The sequence below is a fragment of the Pedobacter sp. genome (assembly GCF_965249885.1).
Lineage (GTDB): Bacteria > Bacteroidota > Bacteroidia > Sphingobacteriales > Sphingobacteriaceae > Pedobacter.
The window spans coordinates 4,472,204-4,494,902 of record NZ_OZ252254.1; the positions used below are offsets into that span (position 1 = coordinate 4,472,204).

Annotated in this window: 20 protein-coding genes and 1 tRNA gene; 3 read left to right on the top strand and 18 right to left on the bottom strand. The window is 37.8% G+C overall.

What is annotated here, in order from left to right; all coding sequences use genetic code 11:
• Positions 1 to 43 precede the first annotated feature (43 nt).
• The 3 genes from mtaB to ACY2A0_RS18940 all read right to left on the bottom strand — a co-directional run bounded on the left by mtaB (position 44) and on the right by ACY2A0_RS18940 (position 2,634).
• The gene (gene mtaB / locus ACY2A0_RS18930; RefSeq protein WP_461790937.1) at positions 44 to 1,360 is read right to left on the bottom strand and encodes a tRNA (N(6)-L-threonylcarbamoyladenosine(37)-C(2))-methylthiotransferase MtaB; all 1,317 of its coding nucleotides are present in this window, start codon (positions 1,358 to 1,360) and stop codon (positions 44 to 46) included.
• 83 nt (positions 1,361 to 1,443) lie between these two features.
• A complete protein-coding gene (locus ACY2A0_RS18935) occupies positions 1,444 to 2,046 on the bottom strand; it encodes a hypothetical protein (protein WP_461790938.1) in 603 nt (200 codons plus the stop codon).
• A gap of 21 nt (positions 2,047 to 2,067) precedes the next feature.
• Positions 2,068 to 2,634 (bottom strand): UbiX family flavin prenyltransferase, encoded by a 567-nt coding sequence (locus tag ACY2A0_RS18940; RefSeq protein WP_461790939.1) that lies wholly within the window; start codon positions 2,632 to 2,634, stop codon positions 2,068 to 2,070.
• Between the two features lie 201 nt (positions 2,635 to 2,835).
• Here ACY2A0_RS18940 and ACY2A0_RS18945 point away from each other — a divergent pair.
• Positions 2,836 to 2,908 (top strand) — tRNA-Lys (locus ACY2A0_RS18945).
• A gap of 450 nt (positions 2,909 to 3,358) precedes the next feature.
• Here the strand turns inward: ACY2A0_RS18945 and ACY2A0_RS18950 are convergent.
• The 11 genes from ACY2A0_RS18950 to ACY2A0_RS19000 all read right to left on the bottom strand — a co-directional run bounded on the left by ACY2A0_RS18950 (position 3,359) and on the right by ACY2A0_RS19000 (position 16,071).
• Positions 3,359 to 3,880 (bottom strand): iron-sulfur cluster co-chaperone HscB C-terminal domain-containing protein, encoded by a 522-nt coding sequence (locus ACY2A0_RS18950; RefSeq protein ID WP_461790940.1) that lies wholly within the window; start codon positions 3,878 to 3,880, stop codon positions 3,359 to 3,361.
• A 71-nt stretch (positions 3,881 to 3,951) separates the two neighbouring features.
• A complete protein-coding gene (gene rseP, locus ACY2A0_RS18955) occupies positions 3,952 to 5,352 on the bottom strand; it encodes an RIP metalloprotease RseP (protein WP_461791739.1) in 1,401 nt (466 codons plus the stop codon).
• 41 nt (positions 5,353 to 5,393) lie between these two features.
• Positions 5,394 to 6,539, bottom strand: a complete 1,146-nt coding sequence (locus ACY2A0_RS18960; protein WP_461790942.1) for a 1-deoxy-D-xylulose-5-phosphate reductoisomerase — start codon at positions 6,537 to 6,539, stop codon at positions 5,394 to 5,396.
• A gap of 48 nt (positions 6,540 to 6,587) precedes the next feature.
• Positions 6,588 to 8,090, bottom strand: coding sequence for a GH3 auxin-responsive promoter family protein (locus ACY2A0_RS18965; protein WP_461790943.1), 1,503 nt, complete (start codon positions 8,088 to 8,090; stop codon positions 6,588 to 6,590).
• Positions 8,091 to 8,168: 78 nt separating this feature from the next.
• On the bottom strand, positions 8,169 to 9,059 hold the full coding sequence (locus tag ACY2A0_RS18970; RefSeq protein WP_461790944.1) for a hypothetical protein: 891 nt from the start codon (positions 9,057 to 9,059) through the stop codon (positions 8,169 to 8,171).
• A 104-nt stretch (positions 9,060 to 9,163) separates the two neighbouring features.
• The gene (locus ACY2A0_RS18975; RefSeq protein ID WP_461790945.1) at positions 9,164 to 10,135 is read right to left on the bottom strand and encodes a glycosyltransferase family 2 protein; all 972 of its coding nucleotides are present in this window, start codon (positions 10,133 to 10,135) and stop codon (positions 9,164 to 9,166) included.
• A 35-nt stretch (positions 10,136 to 10,170) separates the two neighbouring features.
• Positions 10,171 to 11,121, bottom strand: a complete 951-nt coding sequence (locus tag ACY2A0_RS18980; protein ID WP_461790946.1) for a glycosyltransferase family 2 protein — start codon at positions 11,119 to 11,121, stop codon at positions 10,171 to 10,173.
• Positions 11,122 to 11,290: 169 nt separating this feature from the next.
• On the bottom strand, positions 11,291 to 11,869 hold the full coding sequence (locus ACY2A0_RS18985) for a DUF4199 domain-containing protein (RefSeq protein ID WP_461790947.1): 579 nt from the start codon (positions 11,867 to 11,869) through the stop codon (positions 11,291 to 11,293).
• A 2-nt stretch (positions 11,870 to 11,871) separates the two neighbouring features.
• Positions 11,872 to 12,546: a hypothetical protein gene (locus tag ACY2A0_RS18990; protein ID WP_461790948.1), complete on the bottom strand. Its 675-nt coding sequence runs from the start codon at positions 12,544 to 12,546 to the stop codon at positions 11,872 to 11,874.
• 143 nt (positions 12,547 to 12,689) lie between these two features.
• On the bottom strand, positions 12,690 to 13,949 hold the full coding sequence (locus ACY2A0_RS18995; RefSeq protein ID WP_461790949.1) for a dihydroorotase: 1,260 nt from the start codon (positions 13,947 to 13,949) through the stop codon (positions 12,690 to 12,692).
• 67 nt (positions 13,950 to 14,016) lie between these two features.
• A complete protein-coding gene (locus ACY2A0_RS19000) occupies positions 14,017 to 16,071 on the bottom strand; it encodes a BatA domain-containing protein (protein WP_461790950.1) in 2,055 nt (684 codons plus the stop codon).
• A 201-nt stretch (positions 16,072 to 16,272) separates the two neighbouring features.
• On the opposite strand from ACY2A0_RS19000, the gene ACY2A0_RS19005 reads away from it, so the two are divergent.
• The gene (locus ACY2A0_RS19005) at positions 16,273 to 16,407 is read left to right on the top strand and encodes a hypothetical protein (RefSeq protein ID WP_461790951.1); all 135 of its coding nucleotides are present in this window, start codon (positions 16,273 to 16,275) and stop codon (positions 16,405 to 16,407) included.
• A 23-nt stretch (positions 16,408 to 16,430) separates the two neighbouring features.
• Here ACY2A0_RS19005 and ACY2A0_RS19010 read toward each other — a convergent pair whose 3' ends face one another.
• From ACY2A0_RS19010 to ACY2A0_RS19025, 4 genes are all read right to left on the bottom strand, one after another.
• Positions 16,431 to 17,477: a glycoside hydrolase family 130 protein gene (locus ACY2A0_RS19010; protein WP_461790952.1), complete on the bottom strand. Its 1,047-nt coding sequence runs from the start codon at positions 17,475 to 17,477 to the stop codon at positions 16,431 to 16,433.
• A gap of 4 nt (positions 17,478 to 17,481) precedes the next feature.
• A complete protein-coding gene (gene ligD, locus ACY2A0_RS19015) occupies positions 17,482 to 19,923 on the bottom strand; it encodes a DNA ligase D (RefSeq protein WP_461790953.1) in 2,442 nt (813 codons plus the stop codon).
• 1 nt (position 19,924) lies between these two features.
• Positions 19,925 to 20,689 (bottom strand): non-homologous end joining protein Ku, encoded by a 765-nt coding sequence (ku, locus tag ACY2A0_RS19020; protein ID WP_461790954.1) that lies wholly within the window; start codon positions 20,687 to 20,689, stop codon positions 19,925 to 19,927.
• Positions 20,690 to 20,776: 87 nt separating this feature from the next.
• Positions 20,777 to 21,457: a response regulator gene (locus ACY2A0_RS19025; RefSeq protein WP_461790955.1), complete on the bottom strand. Its 681-nt coding sequence runs from the start codon at positions 21,455 to 21,457 to the stop codon at positions 20,777 to 20,779.
• Positions 21,458 to 21,717: 260 nt separating this feature from the next.
• Between ACY2A0_RS19025 and ACY2A0_RS19030 the strand changes: the two genes are divergently transcribed.
• On the top strand, positions 21,718 to 22,698 hold the full coding sequence (locus tag ACY2A0_RS19030; protein WP_461791740.1) for a PAS domain-containing protein: 981 nt from the start codon (positions 21,718 to 21,720) through the stop codon (positions 22,696 to 22,698).
• Position 22,699: the final 1 nt, after the last annotated feature.

Consider the following 22,699-nt stretch of genomic DNA (forward strand, 5'->3'; position numbering starts at 1 on the left):
CTTTTGTTTCGCTTAAGCTGATTTGCTTGATGCTTTGTGGATGTTAGCTGAACATGGTTTCTGCTTCAGCAACTTCCACCTCTCCATCGGCAGTGATAGCGACTAACTTCACGTTTTTCAGTTCGTTTACCATTAGTGGATCATACTTAGCTTTCACTTTGACATAGTTTTTAGTAAAACCATGCATGAAACCATTTTTTTGATCATCTTCAAACAGTACCTGTGCATGTGCACCAATTTGTGATTGATAGAAAGCACGACGTTTTTTGTCAGATAAGATCTGGAGCATTTTATTGCGTTCGAAACGAGTACTCCCTACCACTTTACCCGGCATTACTGCAGCTTCGGTTTGTTCACGTTCCGAATAAGTAAATACGTGCAAATAAGAAACATCCAAACCGTTCAGAAACTCATAGGTATCCAAAAAATCTTGCTGCGTTTCACCAGGGAAGCCCACAATCACATCTACTCCTATGCAGCAATTTGGCATTAATTCTTTGATTTTTGCTACTCTATCTATGTATAATTCACGCTGATAGCGGCGTTTCATCAAGCCTAAAATTTTATTAGAACCTGATTGCAAAGGGATATGAAAATGCGGCACAAAACGTTTTGATGTAGCTACGAATTCAATGATATCATTGCTCAATAAATTAGGCTCGATAGATGAAATTCTAATCCTCTCAATCCCTTCTACTTCATCTAAAGCTTTTACTAAGTCAAAGAAACGATCTTCACGCTTGCCTTCTCTTATGCCGAAATCTCCCAAGTTAACACCAGTAAGCACGATTTCTTTCACACCACTTGCAGCAATTTGTTGCGCCTTTTGCAGCACATTTTCAATGGTATCACTACGGCTATTTCCTCTAGCTAAGGGAATAGTGCAATAAGTACAAGGATAGTCGCAACCATCTTGTACCTTTAAGAAGGTACGCGTACGATCGCCAATGGAATACGCCGCAATGAAATTGTGATTCACCTTTTCGATATCTTGCTGATGCACAACCGCTTTAGGCTGCTTTGTTAGATCAGTGATGAACTCGACAATTCGAAATTTTTCAGCAGCACCCAGCACCATATCAACGCCCTCTATTTCAGCAATTTCTTGTGGCTTTAGCTGCGCATAGCAACCAACAATGGTAACATAGGCATTAGGTGAATATTTAAGTGCCTCTTTCACTACCTTTCTGCATTTTTTATCTGCATGATCAGTAACAGAACAAGTATTGATAACGTAAACATCGGCTGCATCGGTAAACTCAACCACAGCATACCCGGCATCAGTAAACAACCTGCCAATTGTTGAAGTTTCAGAGAAGTTCAACTTGCATCCTAGTGTATAAAAGGCTACTTTTTTCATTATAAGGATGCAAAGATACGAATTTGTGGTAAGTTGTAAATTTAAAGCGGTAAGTTTTAAGTCATAAGATATCTGACAAAAATCTACTTTACTTCATTTTTGATTTGCCTATGATAGTAATTATACTTTCTCACGTAAGCCCTTATCATAGCAAAACTGAAATCCTTTTCCTTTTTAAAATCCTCCAAAAGCTCTGGATAAGTACTAATCAAAGTGTCGAAGTTTTTTTCCCTTTGTGATCTAGATCCCATCAATCCATTGGTTTTCACTTCTAAGAGGCTATCTAAATCGAACCCTGCATACCAAGTAGAAGTTGAACTACCTCCAGTCATCACACCGCCTGGCCCCATCGTTCCTGGGCTACTCACCACTCTAACAAACAACTGAAGCTTTCCGTACTCCATACGCTCCAAAAACTCATACTTTTTAGCTCCCGGTATTTTAACTGCAACATAATGCGTACTGTCCTTTGAACGATAATAAGCTTTATACTCATCTAAAGTGATGTATCTACTATCTTTTTGTCCGGTTTCCTGAAACTTCAAACCATCTAAGAATGGTTTCCTAATTTTTCCAAAAATTGTGTCTCCAGTGAGTTTAACGACATAATCTTTTTGAGCTTTTAAAGCATTAAATGAGAGCAATAGTAAAAATACAACTGCAGCGCTAATAGAGATTTTTTTCATATGCAAATTTCATAGTTTATGTTAATCATTCCAACGATAACTTTCTTTTTCCAGACCTGCTAAATCTATTACCCTGTCCACAACAGTTTGAGCTACCGCTTCGATTGAGGTAGGCCTACTGTAAAAAGACGGATTTGCAGGACAAATAATCCCTCCAGCTTCCGTAACGGTTTTCATATTTTGTAGATGAATTAAGCTAAATGGTGTATCTCTAACAACTGCAATCAACTTTCTTCTTTCTTTCAAAACTACATCTGCGGCCCTTGAAATTAAATCATTAGAAATGCCATGTGCGATACGACCTAAAGCTCCCATTGAACAAGGCACAATAATCATGGTATCATACTTTGCCGAACCAGATGCAAAAGGAGCATTAAAATCCATCTTAGAATAAAAGTCAAAATTATAGTTTTTGTAGCTTTCGTCACCTAGCTCATACGACCATACTTCCTTTGCATTATCGGACATTACTACGCCCACTTTTTCTATTTGCTCAGGTAATAGGCTTAAGCTATCCAACAGCAATTTTGCATAAATTGATCCACTGGCACCAGTAACGGCTACAACTATTTTTTTCCTCTTTTGCATAGCACAAATATACATGCGAAATCGATACGCTTACGCTAAGTTTACGTCAGACAAATCTCATCAAATAAAGGTGAATCACTTCAAAAGCAGGTAAATTTTAAATAATTTCACTATAAATCAGCGAAGTACAAAATATCATTAATTTTTATTTGCAGTTAATTTAACATAATTCTATATTTGCACCTCCTTAGAACAAAGGAAGATTCCGTAGCTCAGCTGGTAGAGCATTACACTTTTAATGTAGTGGTCCTGGGTTCGAATCCCAGCGGGATCACAGAAATGACTAAAAAATCGCATAAAACCCTGCAATCGTACGATTAGCAGGGTTTTTGCTTTTAGGACTTTACTAAAACTTACACGAATTCCCATAAAAAGTTGAGCAATTCGCTGAGTCACTACGAACCCAGCCTTTAAACACAGAAACTAACGAAGTTCACGTCCTAGCGGAATCATAGAAGGTCTTAAAGCTACTATTTTATTAAGATTCTGAATAAGCGTGTGTAGTATCTAGGCCGCTGGCATCATATTAGCTTCGATTAAACTAAGAGCTTTTGATGAATCGTCATTAGGCTTATAAAAGCTACTTTACACAGTGTCGGAATTGCAGTTGAATGCATTGGACGATAAATGTAACCTAGAGTTAGAGGCCACAAAATCGAGTTAAGCGATTGTAAATTTAGCACTCAACTAAAATATTTGAAGTAAAAGTGAAAAACCAAGCGAATTAAAGCTTAGCTAAGCTAGCCTTTATTCTCTGTATATATTTGTTTCTGTAGTAGATATCTTTGATTTTATCTAAATGTATTTGCTGATTTTCCTCGGATAAATTATCGAAAGCCATTGTGCTATGCTCTAAATCTCTCATTAATGCTTCTTCGATACGATTTAAATTAGTTTGGACTTCCTTTTGCTTATCAGGATTGGGATCAAATTGTAGATCCATAATAGCTTCATTGACATCCATCATATCCATTAAGAAAGACTGTGGCAACGTGTAATTTTCTCCTTCACTAATCACTCCCTTAAGTTCCAATACATATTGTAACACCTTTTGCGGACTTTTAAGCACTTGAAACGCTTTATTATTTAGCGTAGACAGCTCTAAAACCTCTTCCTGTTTCTCCAAACTCTCGTTGATGTAAAAATCTGGATGATACTTTTTACTCAGCGCATAAAATTGCTGTTTAACCACGTTTTGATCGGGATGAAAAGAAACAGGCAAGCTATATAGTTCGAAGTAATTCATTTTAATAGGTATCAGGTACAAGGTATTAGGTATCAGGTCTAAAACCTTATTCCTAAAACCTAATGCCAAATTTATATTCCAAATTTTTTCAGGATATCATTACCAAACGCAAACACCATTAAGCACAATAAGATCACGAAGCCTACAATTTGCGCTCGTTCCATAAACTTATCGCTTAGCGGTTTACCTTTAATCATCTCAATAATTAAAAATACTACGTGACCACCATCCAAAGCGGGAATTGGTAACAAGTTCATGAAAGCTAACGCCATAGAAATCAAGCCTGTTAGTCCCCAGAATCTCTCCCAATCGAACTCGCTTCCATAAGCACCAGCAATTCCAATTGGACTGCTGATATTACGAGCACTCAATTTACCAGTGATCATCTTCCAAATACCTTTTGCGTTGTCGGTAAAAGAAGTCCAACCTTTATCCATGCCAATTGAAAACGCTTCAAAAAAACCATAATTAATGGTTACCATTGCTGGCTTAATTGGCGGAATATTAATCGCTAAAACACCATCTTTAGACACTTTTGGTGTAAGGGTGAGTTGTTCAGCTCCTCTTAGCACAACCACGGCAATTTTCTTACCCGGATTAGCCGAAACTTCGGTAGTAATTTGGTCGTGGAATTTAGCTGGCTTGCCATTTACTGACAAGATACTATCTCCTTTTTTGAAGCCTGCATCAAAAGCTGGGGTTTCTACCACAACCGGTTTTGGCTTAACGAATAACGCCTTTAGTTTATCAAGAATACTAGGCTTAGGCGTCAAGTCCTTTGGTGTAATTACCGAATCTATTTTTTTAGCAACCAACCTTGGGCCAATAAACGCCTTCATTTTGTACTTACTAATACTGTCCAAAACTGATTCAGGAACACGCAAATCTTTGGTTTCACCGTTACGAGAAATGGTTAATTTGGTGTTGTTCAAAAGCACCTTTGAACTCATGATTTCATCAAGGTAAATCAACTTTTGGCCATTTACAGCCAAAATTTTGTCGCCAGGCTGCAAGCCCATTTGCTTGCCAACAATACCCGGACTAATGCCATAAGCTAATTTATCGTTTGGAATAAAAGTATCACCATATTTAAAGGCCATCATCCAAAAAATGAAAATACCAACAATGATATTGACGATGATACCACCCAACATTACAATTAAGCGTTGCCAAGCTGGCTTTGAACGAAATTCCCAAGGCTGAGCAGGAGCTGCCATTTGTTCGGTATCCATGGATTCGTCAATCATTCCCGAAATTTTGACATAGCCGCCTAATGGTAACCAGCCTACGCCATATTCGGTATCTCCTACCTTGAAACTAAACAAATTGAATCCCCAAGCGTCAAAAAACAGATAAAACTTCTCTACTTTAATTCCAAATGCCCTAGCGGCTAAAAAGTGTCCTAATTCGTGTAATATTACTAGTATCGATAATCCCAGCAAGAGCTGGCCCGCCATAATCAGTCCGTCCATATATTAATGTCGTGTATTTCTATTTTTAGATGTTTTGTTATCTATTTTGTTACTAATTGTTGTGCTAGCATCCTAGCATTGGTGTCACATTCAATATAATCAGTCAAAGAAGGACTTGCGATAAACTTCAGCTCTCCCATACATTGCTCAATTACATCGCTCATCTCCAAAAAACCAATTTTATCCTTTAAAAAAGCCTCCACCACAATTTCATTTGCGGCATTTAGGATGCAAGGCATGTTACCACCTTTGGCCATTGCGCTGTAAGCAAGCTCAAGGTTACGAAAAGTTTTTGTATCTGCCGAGGAAAATGTTAATTCTGGATACTTTAAAAAGCTAAAACGTTCAAAATCTGATTTTAATCTGCTAGGGTAAGCTAAGGCATAATGAATCGGTAATTTCATATCAGGCAAACCCATTTGGGCCTTAATTGAACCATCAGTAAACTGCACCATAGAGTGGATAATAGATTGAGGATGCACTACAACTTCAATCTGTTCAGGCTGTAAATCAAATAACCATTTGGCCTCAATAGCTTCCAAACCTTTGTTCATTAAAGAAGCCGAATCAATAGTGATTTTAGCGCCCATCACCCAATTTGGATGCTTTAATGCCTCATTTTTACTGACTCCAGCCAAGAAATCCCTGTCTTTACCTCTAAATGGGCCACCAGAAGCCGTCAATAAAATTTTCTCAATTTCATTTTGTTCTTCTCCTACCAGACATTGAAAAATTGCTGAATGCTCAGAATCAACAGGAATGATTTTAACACCATGCTGCTTAGCCAAATTCATCACTAATTCACCTGCAACTACTAAGGTTTCTTTATTGGCAAGGCCGATATCTTTTTTTGCTTCAATAGCAGCTATGGTAGGTTTCAATCCTACCGAGCCCACCACTGCTGTCAATACAAGTTGCGTTTGAGGTAGCTGTACGGCATTAATTAAAGCAGCTTCACCAGCAAGCACCTTTACGTTAGGCAATGCAGATTTTAATTTTTGATATTGCGCTTCATCGCAAATTACCACTAATTCCGGATTAAACTCCAGCGCCTGCTGAATCAGCAAATCTGCATTTCGCTGAGCGGTTAATACATCAACTTTGTACAAGTTTGGATTTGCTCGCACTACCTCTAGTGCTTGCGTACCGATTGAACCTGTTGAACCTAATATGGATATATGTTTCAAATTTATTGTTGAATTATTTATTGTCAACGTGTTATATTGACAGATTGCTTACGTATTAATATATTTCTCTAATCCTTCCGCTATCTTCCTATCATTACTCAGTCTTGGAACTTTATTTTGACCTCCTAATTTACCCTGCGTCTTCATGTAGTTCACAAATGCATCTTTTTCAAGTGATGTAATTTTTAAGGGCTGGAGAATATTTCCTTTAATCAAATCAAGATAGTAAATATTCTTTTTCTGCAGTGCTTCATCCACTTTTAGCGCAAATTCGGCAATATTAACTGGAGATTTTGCAAACTCTATAAACCATTCGTGAAAAGGCAACTCTCCAGCTGGCGGATTTACCTGCGGCGCAACTGTAAACTCAGTGATTTCAACACCTTCGGAATTTGCTACCGACAATAATGCCTGTTCTACTTCCTCCCCTATCACATGTTCTCCAAAAGCGGAGATGAAATGCTTTATTCGCCCTGTAACCACAATTTTGTATGGGTTTAACGAAACAAATTTTACGGTATCACCTATGCTGTATCCCCACAAACCGGCATTGGTATTTAAAATCAGCGCATAATTTTTATCCAATTCTACTTCTGCTAAACTTAAACGAGTAGGATGTTCATTGTAAAACTCCTCAGCAGGAACAAACTCGTAAAACATTCCCGCATTAGCAAGTAAAAGCAATCCTTTTTCTGTCTGACTGTCTTGGTAAGCGATAAATCCTTCCGAAGCGGGGTAAGTTTCGATGGCATCAATACGCTTACCAATACTCGCTTCGATTTTTGCTCGATAAGGTTCGAAATTCACACCACCATAGACAAATAATTGGAAGTTTTTAAAAATCTCTTTGATCTGCTTACCTCCAGATTTCTCGGTGAGTTTATCGAAATACATTTGCACCCAAGGCGGAATTCCAGAAATCAGACGCATATCCTCATTGATTGTTTCTGCAACAATAGCATCCACTTTTTCTTCCCAATCTTCAATGCAATTGGTTTCATAACTTGGCATGCGATTTTTTTGTAGGTATGCAGGCACCAAATGCGCTACAATCCCAGAAAGCCTGCCCACTTTTATGCCGTTCTTTTCAGTCAGTATCGGACTGCCTTGTAAAAAGATGACCTTACCATCAACAAAACTAGCATTACCAGTTTCATGGATATAGGTTAACAAAGCGTTTCGAGCCGCTTTAATGTGCTCCGGCATCGACTCTTTTGAAATGGGAATATACTTCACTCCTGAAGTTGTACCCGAGGTTTTCGCCAAGTAAGCAGGCTTATTCTTCCACAAAATATCTTTCTCGCCAGCTACAACCCTATCAATGTATGGTCGGAGCTCTTCATAGTCCCTAATTGGAACGTTAGCTTTAAAATCTTGATAGTTTTTGATGGCAGCAAAATCGTGTTCCTTTCCAAAAACTGTATTTGCTGCTTCTTTAACTAAATTTCTCAACGTTTCTTCCTGCGTTGTTACAGCATCAAACTTCCATTTGTTGATACCGTTAATTACTATTGAAGCAAATATTTTACTTAAGAAAGATTTTAAAGCCATATACCCTTAACCTTTAATGAGGCGCTTTGTTTATCGTTGAGATTGATGTGAAATGATTTATATCAGAGAAAACGTCAATTAGACAATGTTATGGATAATGTCTGGATGTTCGTCTCCTTTGTAATCGCTCATAATTTTACGATAGGCCACCGCCAAAAATGCAGTAGTAAACGGCACCATTACGAAAGAAGTGAACACTACCACAATCAGCGAAGAATATTGCTGAAAAAATTCTAGATCCCAGAAGAAGCCGATTACCCTAAAAATTAACCAAAATCCGAAACTGAATAGGAAGAAAACGATTGCCTGCAGAATTACTTGAGCAAAAAGAAAAAACACCAATTTCATAAAGTTACCTTTCGTAACTGCCATGCTCAACTTGATGCTTTCAAATGCTGATGTGCCTTTATCAATGATAAAAAATGGAAAGAAGATAATTTTCAAAAACGCCAAAAAAACCGTTAACGCTGTAATATTAACCGCTACCTGTACAATAATGGCACCTGTTAGTCCGTAGCTGGTAATCATGTGTTGTGCCACCATGTACTTAAATAACGAATCCAACAAGTAGAGTACGAAATACAATATCGGCACAATAAATAGCATGGAAACTAATATGGCAATACCAAAATATAATGTTGCCAGCAAGAATTTAAAAACCTCTGCACGTGTAGGCAAAGTTTCCACAATTAGAATGTCCGCATCGCCTTTGTCCAGTAGCCGTAAAATATATTTGATTAAACCAAGTTCGATGACACAATAACAGAAGATGAAAATGGTAAGCATGATGATTTTGATGCCAACATTAACCTCTTCCATAAAAAACGCCATGAATGTTGAGGTTGAGGCGGTGATGAAAATCAGAAAACATAGCGTTGCTATGGAAAAATAGTTCTCTTTAGTTACCGTCCATGCTTGCGTAACCACATCCTTAACTGCAAACGTACTTTCTTTTAAATAATTGATCATTGTTCTAGATATGAGTATTGAGATATGAGTATTGAGATTCGATCCCAAAAACATCCATCAATTTTTAATAACTAATTTAATACAACTATGGTTATTGTTAATCATTAACTGTCATTCTTCATCACAACTCTTTTCACAAAATCTTGTATAAAACCTAAGCCATAAGCGGTGAGCTGTATAAAAGAAGCTACTACACTCAAAAATGCAATTTTTATTGATTTGTTGCTCTGCCAAGCGTGAAAAAATATCAACAAAAAGTATAACAATACAAAGAAATTACAAACGTAAGCTAAAGGCCTATAAAACACATTGCAAACTAGTGTAAAACCTAAGCCTAGCGTAAATATTGCCGGAAAAAAATGAACTGCTTTCAACTCGGCAGGAAAATGTTTGTAAATATTAATGCGGGCCCTACCAAAAAAGTGCAATTGTTTATAAAACTGCTTGAAGCTAGTACGGCGCTTATGGTAAACTTTGGCATCCGGAATTAAGCCTATTTTGAAGCCATTTTCATGGATACGAATGCTATATTCAATGTCTTCACCTAAACGAGTAAGAATAAAGCCACCTACTTTTTCATACACTTCCCTAGAAACACCCATGTTAAAACTGCGTGGATGAAACTTGCCAATGTGTTTTTTATTGCCTCTAATGCCACCCGTAGTGAATGGAGAGGTCATGGCATAACTGATTGCCTTTTGTATGGGGGTAAAACTTTCATGGGCTGCGTCTGGCCCGCCAAAAGCATCCAACTGATGTTCGTAAAGATAGTTCTTTACTATTTCCAAGTAGTTGGATGGCACTAAAATATCTGAATCGTAAATAATGAAATAATCGCCTTTGGCACGCTCAAAACCAAAGTTTCTAGAAAATCCCTGACCCGAATTTTCCTTAAAAAAATACTTGATATCCAGCTTATTGTTGAAGCTCTCTACAATATCTTTTGCATCATTCACCGAACCATCTTCGATAACAAGCACCTCAAACTGCATGTAAGTTTGCTTGCACAAAGTGGATAGCAGTTCCTTAATTTCTTGCGGACGATTGTAGAGTGGTATGATAATGGAGAAAAACATTAACCAATTAGCTGATTTTCAAATTAGCCAATTAGCTAATTAATTTCTTTTTCAATTAAATACTGATTTCTTTCCGGGGCGTTACGTCCCACCAACTCGGCAACAAAACCCGCCAAAAACATTTGTGAACCAACGATGATGGCCACCAAAGCTAAATAAAACAATGGTTGGTCTGTAGAATTACGGTAAGGTAAATTGTTCCAAATATGTATTTTCTTTTCAACCATGATATAAATGGCCATGATAATTCCTAAGAAGAAACTAAGCACACCTAGCGAGCCAAAAAAGTGCATTGGACGCTTGCCAAATTTCCCTACAAAGAAAATAGACATCAAATCCAAAAAGCCGTTGATAAACCTGCTCAAGCCAAATTTGGTTACACCGTATTTACGAGCCCTATGTTCAACTACCTGCTCTCCTATTTTAGTAAAACCAGCCCATTTGGCCAACACCGGAATATAACGGTGCATTTCGCCATAAACTTCGATAGTTTTAACTACATCATGTCGGTATGATTTCAGCCCGCAATTAAAGTCATTCAGTTGTATACCACTCATTTTACGAGTGGCCGCGTTAAACAATTTAGTCGGGATGGTCTTAGTAATTGGATCGTAGCGTTTCTTTTTCCAGCCGGAGATGACATCGTAGCCTTCTTCCTTAATTCTGCGGTAAAGCGCTGGAATTTCATCGGGACTATCCTGCAAATCGGCATCCATGGTAATAACTACATCACCTTGTGCTGCAGCAAAGCCGACATTTAGTGCCGCTGACTTACCATAGTTTCGCCTGAATTTAATTGCTCGTATGCTCGGAAACTGTTCCTTTAGGCCAGTAATTACTTTCCAAGATTGGTCGGTACTTCCATCATCAATAAAAATTGCCTCATAAGAAAACTGGTGATTTTGCATCACGCTATCTATCCAAGTAATTAACTCGGGCAGCGATTCGTCTTCATTATATAGCGGTACTACAATTGATATATCCATTCTTAAGTATTGAGTATAGCTTATGGCGTATCGAGATCAATTTCGAAATAGCTCGCCATAAAAAAACAACGTGCAAATTTCATCAATTATATTGAGAAAATTGCACGTTTCATATTTATTTTAAAGTGTACGATTTGCTTGATTTGAATTTAACAAAAAGTACTTACGACTATCCAAAATTTGGATCTTGTTGATTTGCGAAAGGATTTGGATTTTCTTTTTTCACAATAGCAGCACTAATCAAGCTAATAATTAAGCCGGAAATCGTAAATGTAACAGCTAAACCAAAAACCATGAACAAAATAATATACTTACTCATCATTTCAACACCTTTCAACTTCTGTGGATCATCTCCAGCATTTTGAATTGCCGCATCAATAACCGCAGTCATCGAACTAGGGCTAAGAACTTTATAGTAAAGAACAGTCAATAAAGCAATGAATAATCCAGCATAGGCGGCTAATTTGAAACCAGCAGAAAAAGCTCTTTTGAAAGAAATAAATCCGCCTAGGTCAGCTTTATGTTTAATTTGAACGTAATAAATTACTCCTATAAAAGGGACATAAGTTAAAGCTGTGGAAAGCATTTTTATTCCAACAGAGGCGGTTTCGTATTTTGCACCGCCCAAACCCATTAGCTCGGAAACATAAATCATTGCCATGTTATAAAAGGCGAATAATAAAGCCAATTGAAAAGCTAACACATTCGGCTTTTTTTGCTCCTCAGTTAAATGTTGTTCCATACTCATGATTACCTATTTTGATTAAAACTAGTGATTAGACTGTATAAAGACGCATCAAAAGCTTTATTGTTACTGTAACGCTCCAAATCTTTATAAACAGCATCATTAGCTTGCGGCTGATGGAAGAAAGCCATAAACGGCACAAACATATCTTTCATTTCTTCGCCTAAGTCTAAAATTTTAGCATTTTCGCAAATTTCTTGTATACTCGTTTCCACAAGTGGTTGGTTGCTAATCAAGTCTTCGTAAATGTGAAACTCATCTTGGAACTCATCTTCTTCCACCAATAAGAACTCTTTTAGGAAGTCTTCTAAGCTAGGCTTAATTTGCTCGTCGTGGCATTCGTTGATGTACAAAAGCAAATTCAGTAGCTCTGTGCCTCTGTCAATGGTTTCGTCTTCTATCTTTTCCCATTCTTTCGATTCTAGATAATCCTCTTCTAGTTTGTTTACATCACTAGTGAAGAAATTAATCATTAGTAAATCGAAAAATACTTCTCTCAACTCTTCGAATTTTGGATACTCGTCAAAAACAGCGTCAAATTTCTCTGCTTTAGACATGAAGTCGGTATCCGTTTCGAAGACAGCAATTAATTGATGCGTAAGTTCAACGCTTGCTGCTTTTTGCACTTCGCCGAATTTAGCCAGCGCTGCAGTTATTGTTTTTTTTACTGTGTTGTTCATGTATTTCAAATATTTTCGTCGTTACCGAGTTTGAAGCATTTTCTGTTCCTACGTTGGGAGGAATTTGTCTTCCCGCTGCAATCTAAATGATTAATTGGAGATTGCTTCTCCGAATTATTGGAACCTCGCAATGACGAGTTAAATTAATAAATATTGTACTGCCCGTTGTTATAAACCAATTCCACTTTTCCTTTTAGCGTAGTGTTAAACAAAGGTGAGTTTGCTGATTTAGATTGATTAGTGTTGCTATTGAATTCCCAAGTTTTATTTGGATTGAATACGGTAAAATTAGCTTTTGCTCCTACCTTAATTTCAGGAACCTGCAATTTCAACAGTTTACGTGGTGAAACAGCCAATTTATCTACAATCAACGAAGCCTCTAAGCCAGCCTGCAACAACAATGGCAAAACCGTTTGCAAGGCAATAATACCATAGCTAGCAATTTCAAATTCCACGTTCTTAAACTCAATTTCATGTGGACGGTGCTGTGAAGAAATCGCATCAATAGTACCATCTTTTAACCCAGCAATAAGTGCCTTATTATCAGCTTTGCTACGTAAAGGCGGCTTAACTTTATAATTACTATCGAAATCATTCAATAAATCTTCGGTAAAAACCAGTTGATGCGCAGCAACGTCACAGGTTACTTTAACGCCATCTTTTTTGGCTTTTTTAATGATTGCCACCGCCCCGCTAGTAGAAATATTACTGATGTGAATTGGTGCATTGTGGTATTGTGCCAAGAAGATATCTCTTGAAATCTGCATCTCTTCGGCCAATGCCGGAATGCCTTTCATGCCCAACAGAATAGTAGTTACGCTTTCATTCACATGTGCTTTGCCAGCAAGCGACTTATTTTCTGGGTGACTAAAAATCAAGCCATCAAAGCCTAAAGCGTACTGTAAAGCTCTGCTCATAAAACCATCGTCGGCAATTGCTTTTCCGGCTTCCGCAAAGGCAACTGCTCCTGCCTGTTTCATGTCGAACATCTCCGCCAATTCCTTACCTTCTAAAGCATGACTAATTGCGCCAATCGGATGTACATCAACCAAATTACCTTTAGCTTTATTGATCACATATTCCACCTCACTTTTGCTTTGGATTACCGGCTTAGTATTAGGCATAATGGCTACGCCAGTGAAACCACCCGCAGCAGCTGCCGCAGTTCCTGTTTTAATGTCTTCTTTAGTTTCCAAACCTGGCTCGCCGAAAAAACAGTTCAAATCGAAAAAACCTGGCGATAAAACGGCTCCGTTAGCTTCAAAAACAGTTTCCGATTTTTTAGCCGACAAACCACTCCCAATTTCTACAATGGATTCGTTTTCAACCCTCACATCACAAGTTTTTCCGTTAAACTCGCTACTAGCATCAGCAATGGTAATTCCCTTAATTAAGAGGCTCATGAATTATTATAATTTTATTTTCAATTTTAATCAATGTATCTCTAGCCACAAATCAATCGGAACTAAACTACGGCGTTCGATTCATTTTTGTTTTTGGATTTATGGCAAAAAATCTAATTAACAGCACTTCGGCGGCGATGAAAATTAAGCTCAAAATTAGGCAAAGTTTCCATAACTCGCTTCCGTTATTTTTTTCTGCAATGGCTGATGAAACGTTCTGCTTTTTTGCATCAATAAAAAGTACTTTTTGCGGACCAAACTTGTCTTCCAATGTATTTTGGTCATCGTAAACCATATTCGATTCGCTTCTATCATCGTTGAATGCAACTACAGCCAAAGTAGAGTCTGATTTTTTTACCTGATAGAAACCTGACTTTTTGATTTGATCGGCAACAAACAATAAGGTATTTCCATTTTGGTTACTTACGTCGGGGATCACATCAAATCCATCTCCAATAAGTTTTAATGACTGATTTGCACCAAGCTTAACTGACGGCAAAGTGATCACGTTGTCCTTGGCAATGGTGTAGCTTAACGGTTGATCTTTAGCGCTTTCAAAAGCAATTTTGTACATCAGCGGTACAAAAAGTGGATGTTTTGACAAGTTCCCCTCCTCTTCAAGCAAACCTGTAGCGGATAAGAAGACTTGTCCGCCCGAAACTGGATAACGAGCTAAATACGTTTTCCCTGCTGGTAATTGCAATAAAGATTCTTTTGCTATTTTACTATTATCGGTAAAAGTAAAATATCTATTAACCGATGGTAAATCAATATTTTTAGGAAGCGTTTCGAACACGCCGTTAAAAAGAGGATGCTTTAGCTCTATTTGAGATACCTTTGTCGGTTCAGTTAATACGTTGCTAACCGACGGCAAACCGATGGCATTTAAAAATGCAGAAAAAACCGATTGATCAGTAAATGTTGAAGGAAAAATTACAACGGTGCCGCCATTGCTAACATAGCTTTTAAGCGACTGCGCCAATCCTGTAGATGGTTCGTTTAAACCGTTCAGTACGATTAAGCTATAATTAGCGAAGGAAGTATAGTTGATGTTGTTTTCCGAAATTGAAGTAAGTTTGAAATAAGGATCAGCGTTGAACAACGCTTCGATGTATTTTGCCGTTTTGCCTCCATTTATGCTCAACACTTCCTGATTGGCATTTACGTTGAACGTAAAATAAAGCTCGTCGTCAAATGTAAGTGGGAAATCTTTAATGCTTAACACTGCCTTTTGCCATCCTAAACTTAAACCGCTGTACGAAAGTGTATCTATTGCATGCGCATTTGCAGCCACGTTAACACTACCAATAGCCTTTTGCTGACCGTTGATGCTCAATTTTAACGGCACATTTTTCGCATCTTCGTTACCAAAGTTTTTTAAACGCACCACAATTTTCTCTGAAGCTCCAGCTTGGTGCACTGGCGATAAAAACCAAACACTATCTACCGAAAGATTAGGTAATTCGTTAGCACTTAATTTCAGTAGCGTTAATTGCGTTTGCTGCACTTTTTTAACAGGTGCATCTCCAGCAAAATTCTTTTGAAAATCAGAAATTATGTACGAAAATCTGTTAGCCCCACCGGTAAAAACGCCTTGCTGCCTGTTAATTACTTGTTGCAAGTTACGACTGGCGGCAGAAATTTTAACTTCATCAACAGCTTGAACAAATTCATCTGGGTTTAACAAGCGCTGATGCTTACCTTCAAAATCATTTGTAAGTAGCTGAAATTTATCATTTAACTGGTAGTTTTTTACAATTTCTTTTGCCCGTCGCTTGGCCTCATCCAGTAAACTCCCTTCTTTGTTTACGGCATCCATACTGTACGAATTATCCAGATAAATACTTACAATATTTCCACTTTTTTGATTGGCCTTTTCAGTTGAAGTGATAAACGGCCTTGCAAACGCTAATACCAAAAAAGTAATGGCGAGTATCCTAGCAGCTAAAATCAGTAAGTTTTTAAGTTTTTCCCTCGACGAATTCTGCTCCTTTACCTCTTTCAAAAAGGCAACATTACTAAAATAAACTCGCTTGAATTTCCGGAAATTGAATAAATGGATAATGATCGGGATGGAGACCGCTAAAAGTGCAAAAAGAAAGCCCGGATAGAGGAAATTCATTAAAAACCAAAGGTACAAAACATTTGGCATTTAAGCATAACATTTCAGTTTTTAAGATTGAGTAATTATCAAACGGATAACGTGCATAAAGCCTAGGCATTTTACGCAAAGCGATGTGGTATTAATACGGCTTTTTCAAAAAGAAGCACTTTGCAGCAACAAAATGCAAAGCGAGGATGTTATTTTCTATAAAGATTGACCATGAAAAAGCCAGAAAAAACAACATCAGAAAAAACAGCTAATACAAAATCTACGTTGAAAACGGAACGTCCGTTAGCAGAAAAAGATGAAGTAAAAGCAGCGGAAGACAGGCAAAGGAAGAAAAGTGGGAAGTAGAATATAGAAAGTGAGAAGGTCAGTTAAGCTAAATAAACTAGACTTTTTAATATTTCCTCTATTGAAAACTTTGCGCCACAAATCAATTCATCAGCGGCGCCGTAGTAAATGGTCAATTCATCACCATTTATAAGGTGGCCGTTGGTAAAAACCACTGATCCAAAAAAGCCATTAAGTTCATAACTTTCTTTTGGCTCCATAATCGGCGTTTCACTACGAGCCAAAACTTTTGCCGGATTATTGAGCTCAAGTAATACTGCACCTAGACAATAGCGATGATCTTGATTAGCTGCGTGATAAATTTCCAACCAACCTTTTTCGGTTTTTATGGGAGCGGCACCAGCGCCAACCCTGGCATTTTCCCAACTGTTGCCTCGGGTTTTCACAATACACTGATGGTTTCCCCAATGCAAGGCATCGTAAGATTCGGCAAGCCAAATGAAATTCCCACCAATATCTTTGCTGCTTGGCCTATGCAATGCATAAAATTTGCCGTTGATTTTCTCCTCAAAAATAGCTACATCTTTGTTGTGTGGCGGAAATATCAAGCCATGACTTAAAAAAGTTTGCCAATCTTTAGTAGTTCTCAAACCTACAGCTACTCCGTTAGATGATACCGCAGTATAGGTCAAGTAAAAAGTATCTTCTACTTGGCTCACTCGGCAGTCTTCAATGCCATAACGTTCTAAATATCCTTTTCCGTGAAGGCCTAAAGGTTCAGCTTTAAAATTTCGGCCATCAGCACTGCTAAATAAACGCAAGTAAGAAATGGTAGTTAAATAATCGAGGCCTTTGTAATTAATGACCCTCGGATCGGCACTGATCAAATCCGGATCATCTAGCTTTAGTTCCATGATTTCCAGCAAATCAGCTTCGCTACGCAAAGGCACAAACAATTTACCCTCTTGCGGTGCTACATTTTCTGCCACACGCACCAACAAATAAATCTTACCTCGCCATTTGAACACACCCGGGTTCAGCAAGCAGATTATCTGCAAGTTATCGGCACTTGGTGCAACATCTTTAGGTGATAAAAGTGGATTTTCTGGGAATCGATACGCTAAATCCATATCGTTAACGAATTTTGATTTTATTCTTCACCTTGTAAATGTCTGCCCACAAATCTCCAACTTTGTCTACCCTTTCTTTAATGTTGAAGATTGTGAAATTGGAGATACGAAGGTCTTCATTAACTTCATCCCACCTTAGCGGTGTGGAAACTGTTGCGCCAGCTTTTGGCCGTAACGAATACGGCGATACAATAGTTTGCCCTCTCCTGTTCTGCAAATAATCGAGATAGATTTTGTTTTTTCGCTTGCTCGGACTACGTTCCAAACTGGTAATATCTGGATGTTGTTCGTAAACCAAACCAGCAACGTAGTGAATGAAGTTTTTAGAAACATCATAATCGTAAGCAGCCAATGGAATTACGATATGTATACCCTTTGAACCCGACGTTTTCACGAATGAAATGACTTTTAGCTCATCCAATACTTCCTTAGCAGTAAGCGCAACCTTTACCGCATCAGTAAAATCGACCCCATGCGGGTCCAAATCCAGTACGGCAAATAAAGGCACTTCAGGCTTGCGGTAAGTGCTCATCCATGGGTTAATTTCTATACAGCCCAAATTAGCCATCCAAAGCAAAGTTGCCTCGTCGTTGCAGATTAGGTAATCAATATCTTTATTTAAGTGTTCCGAAGTTAATGAAGCATATTTGATCCATTTTGGGATTTGCTCCGTGTTTAAATCCTTTTGAAAGAAACCTGGCTTGTTAACACCATTTGGATGTCTATTTAAGGAAAGCGGTCTATCTTTTAAATGCGGCAAAATATAATCTGCCATTTGTTGGTAATACGCAATTACTTCACCCTTTGTTATTTTTTCTTCAGGCCAATAAACTTTATTTAAATTGGTTAGCTTAACTGTTTTTCTGCCAAACTTCAGCGATTTTTCATCTTCACCTTTAATATTTTTACTAGGATTATCCATGGGCTTTTCTTGCTTGATTTCATCCGCCGTTTTATCATCTCTGATACCTTTAAATACTGGATGCCTTAAATGTTCATTTTCTGTCCATTCCGAAAAAGTAACCTCGCAAACGATAGTTGGTTTTACCCAAGTAATGTTTCTAGACTGCGGGATTTTTTCGGCAAAAGGCTTAGTTTTAGTTGCTATAGGCTTAAGTAAGGAAGCTATTTCTTTTAAAGATTTTTCATTAAAGCCCGTACCGCAGTTGCCGATATATATCAAATCTCCCTGCTCATTTTTCATTCCCAACACTAGTGCACCGAAGTGATTTCGGCTTCCTGAAGGTTGAGTATATCCTGCAATAATGGCTTCTTGCGACTGCTGAATTTTAATTTTTTGCCAGTTGTTGCTCCGTGCTCCGCTAGCATAAATACTTTCGGCGTTTTTGGCCATAATGCCTTCCCAGCCGTTTTTCCTTGCTTCTTCTAAAAACTCATTGCCTTTTACCTTACTGGCACTAACCAGTTCAATTTCATCAACCTTTTTATCGGATAAAAGCATTTCAAGTAAGCGCTTTCTTTGATGTAAAGGCATATCACGCACATCAGAGCCGTTAATCTCTAATACATCAAAAACTACGTAATGTAGGTTTACTTTTTTCTGATTAGGATTATAGTTTTGCAATGCCTGAAAATTGCTTTTGTTCTTTTCACGCACTACCACTTCGCCATCCAAAACGGCATTTACTCCCAATTTTTTGAGTGCCTCGATTACCGGCGGATAATCTGCAGATAAATCGTTACCATTTCTCGACGTTAAAGAAGTCTTCGTTTTTTTAACCTGTGCAATGGCTCGATAACCATCCAGCTTTTCCTCAAAAATCCAGTCCTCATCCGTGGTAACATGCTTCACTAGTTTAGCGAGCATAGGTTTGTAATTCTCTTTTTTAGCGTTTGTTGTTTTTTTGGGGAGCTTAATTTCTTCTACAGGTTCTTTTTTAAAGTCCTTACCTGCCTTTTTTACCTTCGCCGAAACCTCATTTTCTGCACTGTATTGATCTTTAACGGCATATTTATCGTCATGTTTAATGAGTAACCAAGCATTATGCTCACTATCTTTCATTCGCACCAAGGCAAATTCGCCTTTTAGCTTCTTACCGTTCAACTTAAATTTTAAATTGCCCTCGTGCAAGCCTTTGTGCAAGCTGTCCTTCTCGCTAATTGGTTCATAAGTACCTTCATCAAAAATATTAACTACACCCGCACCATAATTACCTTTGGGGATTACGCCTTCAAACGATTTATAGTCGTAGGGATGGTCTTCCACCATCATGGCCAAGCGCTTATCTTTAGGGTTTAAGGAAGGACCTTTGGGTACTGCCCAACTTTTTAGTACGCCATCCAACTCTAACCTAAAATCATAATGCAAATGCGATGCATGATGCCTTTGTACTACAAAAGCCAGTTTTTTACCTTTTCCTTTTCCACCCTTAGGCTCTGTAGTTTTTTCGAAGTTTCGTTTTTCGGCGTACTTGGTTAAAGACATGTTAAGCTCCTTTCTTATTTAAGCTCTGCATTAATTGTTCGTATAAATCGTCGCTCACACGTTTTTCAGGGCGCATTTTTTTAACCACTGTTTTCTTGCCTTTTGCTTTAGCCCTAATGATTTTCATCAGCTCCTTGCTGTATTCGTCCTTAAATGCAGAAATGTCAAAATCGCTGCTATATTGTTTAATTAGTGCCATGCCTACTTCCAACTCCTTTGGTTTTACCGTTGGCGCATCAATTTCCAGCTCTTTCGGGCTTCTAATTTCCTCATCAAAACGTATGCGTGTAACTACCAGCATATTGCCTAAGGGATGGATTACACAAAGGTGCTCGCTACTCCTCAACACAAATCTGGCAATGCCTGCTTTTTTTGACTTCTGAAGTGCTTTTAAAAGTAAAGCATAGGCTTTTTTCCCCTGCGGCTCTGGCTGGGTATAGTAAGATGTCTCGTAATAAATTGGATTAACGGCAGAGATGTCCACGAAATTCTCCAGTTCTATCAGCTTATTTTTCTCGGGCATTGCGCTTTCAAAATCTTCATCTTCGAGGATTACGTAGCTTTCGTTCAATAAAAATCCTTTTACAATGCGGTCGAAAGGTACTTCTTTACCGCTTCTTTCACTAATGCGTTGATATTTGATTCTAGACATGTCTTTACTGTCCAACATATCTAAATCCAAGTTGCTATTTTGAACCGCCGAATATAACTTCACTGGAATGTTAACTAAACCAAAACCAATGGCACCTTTCCAAATTGACTTCATCGTTATTTTTTTAAGTTAGAAGAATAAAGCCGTTGTACAGCTCTGCTTTAAATAACACCTAATTTTAACAATGGTTTAGCAATGAGGTTATTGGATCAACCCATGCAAAACACCATAGCGTATAAGTGCTGCTGAATTTTTAGAGCCTGTTTTATCAAGCAAGCTTTGGCGATGTCCTTCAATGGTGCGTTTACTTAAAAATAATTTCTCTGACATTTCCAGGTTGGTGAGCCCTTCAGCTATAAGTTGCAGGATTTCCAATTCTCTTAAAGAAAAATCTATTTCATTATCAAGCATTGAAACTAAATATTGCTTACTTTTTAATAAGTTGTCCATTAATGCCATCGTAAGCTCAGAACATAAATACTTGCGACCTTGGTTAACAAATTTTACCGCAAAAATTAATTCGTCGGCGCCTATATTTTTTAACAAGTAACCATCAGCATCGTTTTTGAAAGCTTCCATTACATATTTTTCGTGGTCATGCATAGAAAGCAACATTACCTTGATTTCCGGATGCTTTGCTTTAAGTTCTTTTAGCAGTTGCATACCGTCCATTTCTGGCATATTAATGTCGGCTAAAATAATGTCGATAGGTTGAGTTGCAATTTGCTTCATCACCTCCAGACCATTCACTGCTTCCCCTACTACCTTAATCTGATCGTCAGCTTCAAGTAGCATCTTAATTCCGTTTCTTACTATATTATGGTCTTCTGCTAATAAAATTCGTATCATCACAGTTTCATTATGTTCTACAAGCTTAAACAACAAAGGCACTATAATGTCTTTCGGGCAGATTAAATTAGGTACTATTTTATCTTTTGAGGTATATAGCGCAATTACTGCAAGTACAAATACTGTTTCTGTAAAAACATTTCGCTAATCCGATAAAAGAGCCGTTATTTCAATCCTATAACTATAACACGTAATAACGAAAACCGTCATTTTGTTTTAAAAATTTCCTTTTTGCTAAGCTTTGGCGCCGAACCAAAGAACGGTTAAGTTGTTTGGTTAAAACACTCGATTAAATGAACGCTATACACCCAGCTACTGTTGATATTTTAAATGCCATTTCGTTAGCTTGCTACACGTTAGATAACGAGGGGAATTTTACGTTCATTAATAAACAGGCTGAGCATTTTTTTAACCGGGACAAAAATGAAATGCTTGGCAGAAATGTTTGGGAGTTATTTCAAGAAAGTAAAAGCACTAACTACTTCGAAAAGGTAAACGAAGCGATCACAAAGAAAAAGAGAAGCGAGTTCGAGTATATCTCTGTATTTACCAAAACTTGGATTAAACTGACGATCAATCCACTAGAAGATGGTGTGGTAGTTACTTTCGATTGTATTGAAAAAGACAAGCACAATGAAAGTCTTTACCAAACCTTAGTGGAAAACACGCCTGATATCGTTACTAAATGGAACAGTAAGTTTCAGCTTACCTACGCCAATAAAGCTTTTATCGCGAGAAGTGGTTTGCAGTTAGAAGATGCTATCGGAAAAACGCACCGAGAGATGTGGAAACAAGACAGTTTACCCTTGCTTATTAAAAAGACCCAGAAAGTATTTGAAACAGGTGAAATCCAAAATGTAGTAGCCAAATTTAATACACCAGAAGGAGATTTGTTTTACGATATTAAGCTAGCACCTGAGTTTACGGTAAATGAAAAAATCAAAGGAGTTATCGCTATTGGACGTGATATCACCGAACTGAAGTGCCACCAAGAAGCTTATAACGCACAATTAAACGACAAATATAAATCGCTATTCAACTCCATTGATCAAGGTTTTTGCATTATTGAGATGTTATGGAACGAGCAAGGTGAGCCCATCAACTATCGATTCATAGAAACTAACCCTGCGTTTGAACGACAAACCGGGATGATTAACGCTCAGGGCAAAACCATATTGGATTTTAAACCAGATATTGAACATTACTGGATTGAAACCTACGGAGCCATTGCCAAAAGCAAACAATCAGACATTTTGAATTTCATACCACTTTAAT

Bases quoted from the DNA above. Each gene is read 5' to 3' on its own strand.
- ku (WP_461790954.1), bottom strand. From the start codon at position 20,689: ATGAAGTCAATTTGGAAAGGTGCCATTGGTTTTGGTTTAGTTAACATT.
- ACY2A0_RS18985 (WP_461790947.1), bottom strand. From the start codon at position 11,869: ATGAGTATGGAACAACATTTAACTGAGGAGCAAAAAAAGCCGAATGTG.
- rseP (WP_461791739.1), bottom strand. From the start codon at position 5,352: ATGGACGGACTGATTATGGCGGGCCAGCTCTTGCTGGGATTATCGATA.
- ACY2A0_RS19010 (WP_461790952.1), bottom strand. From the start codon at position 17,477: ATGGATTTAGCGTATCGATTCCCAGAAAATCCACTTTTATCACCTAAA.
- ACY2A0_RS19000 (WP_461790950.1), bottom strand. From the start codon at position 16,071: ATGAATTTCCTCTATCCGGGCTTTCTTTTTGCACTTTTAGCGGTCTCC.
- ACY2A0_RS18940 (WP_461790939.1), bottom strand. From the start codon at position 2,634: ATGCAAAAGAGGAAAAAAATAGTTGTAGCCGTTACTGGTGCCAGTGGA.
- ACY2A0_RS18975 (WP_461790945.1), bottom strand. From the start codon at position 10,135: ATGTTTTTCTCCATTATCATACCACTCTACAATCGTCCGCAAGAAATT.
- mtaB (WP_461790937.1), bottom strand. From the start codon at position 1,360: ATGAAAAAAGTAGCCTTTTATACACTAGGATGCAAGTTGAACTTCTCT.
- ACY2A0_RS19005 (WP_461790951.1), top strand. From the start codon at position 16,273: ATGAAAAAGCCAGAAAAAACAACATCAGAAAAAACAGCTAATACAAAA.
- ACY2A0_RS19030 (WP_461791740.1), top strand. From the start codon at position 21,718: ATGAACGCTATACACCCAGCTACTGTTGATATTTTAAATGCCATTTCG.
- ligD (WP_461790953.1), bottom strand. From the start codon at position 19,923: ATGTCTTTAACCAAGTACGCCGAAAAACGAAACTTCGAAAAAACTACA.
- ACY2A0_RS18950 (WP_461790940.1), bottom strand. From the start codon at position 3,880: ATGAATTACTTCGAACTATATAGCTTGCCTGTTTCTTTTCATCCCGAT.
- ACY2A0_RS18995 (WP_461790949.1), bottom strand. From the start codon at position 13,949: ATGAGCCTCTTAATTAAGGGAATTACCATTGCTGATGCTAGTAGCGAG.
- ACY2A0_RS18980 (WP_461790946.1), bottom strand. From the start codon at position 11,121: ATGGATATATCAATTGTAGTACCGCTATATAATGAAGACGAATCGCTG.
- ACY2A0_RS18990 (WP_461790948.1), bottom strand. From the start codon at position 12,546: ATGAACAACACAGTAAAAAAAACAATAACTGCAGCGCTGGCTAAATTC.
- ACY2A0_RS18965 (WP_461790943.1), bottom strand. From the start codon at position 8,090: ATGGCTTTAAAATCTTTCTTAAGTAAAATATTTGCTTCAATAGTAATT.
- ACY2A0_RS18935 (WP_461790938.1), bottom strand. From the start codon at position 2,046: ATGAAAAAAATCTCTATTAGCGCTGCAGTTGTATTTTTACTATTGCTC.
- ACY2A0_RS18970 (WP_461790944.1), bottom strand. From the start codon at position 9,059: ATGATCAATTATTTAAAAGAAAGTACGTTTGCAGTTAAGGATGTGGTT.